Source organism: Paraburkholderia sp. SIMBA_053 (assembly GCF_046534895.1).
GTDB classification, from domain to species: domain Bacteria; phylum Pseudomonadota; class Gammaproteobacteria; order Burkholderiales; family Burkholderiaceae; genus Paraburkholderia; species Paraburkholderia caledonica.
On the sequence record NZ_JAWRXU010001431.1, the window covers coordinates 1 to 245 of the forward strand.

At 65.7% G+C, this 245-nt stretch carries 1 protein-coding gene; it reads right to left on the reverse strand.

All coding sequences use genetic code 11. The features are described 5' to 3' along the window. The coding region (locus SB753_RS40340) for an EAL domain-containing protein (protein ID WP_410805584.1) at positions 1-245 on the reverse strand (245 nt) is incomplete at both ends.

Below are 245 nucleotides of genomic sequence, written 5' to 3' on the forward strand. Positions count from 1 at the left end.
GAACCACGCCTGCTGATGCGCGCGCCCTTCGGCGATCACGTCGAACGCGTGATCGATGCGCCGGTGCACGGCATCGGGCGGCGTCACGGACGGCGCCGGACGGCCGAGCAGATAACCCTGCGCGAAATCGACATTCGATTCGACGGCGAGAATCAGTTGCTCCGTGGTCTCGACGCCTTCGACGACGACGAGCATGCCCGCCTGATGCAGCAGCGACACGAGCTTCGGCAGGATCGGCTGATCTG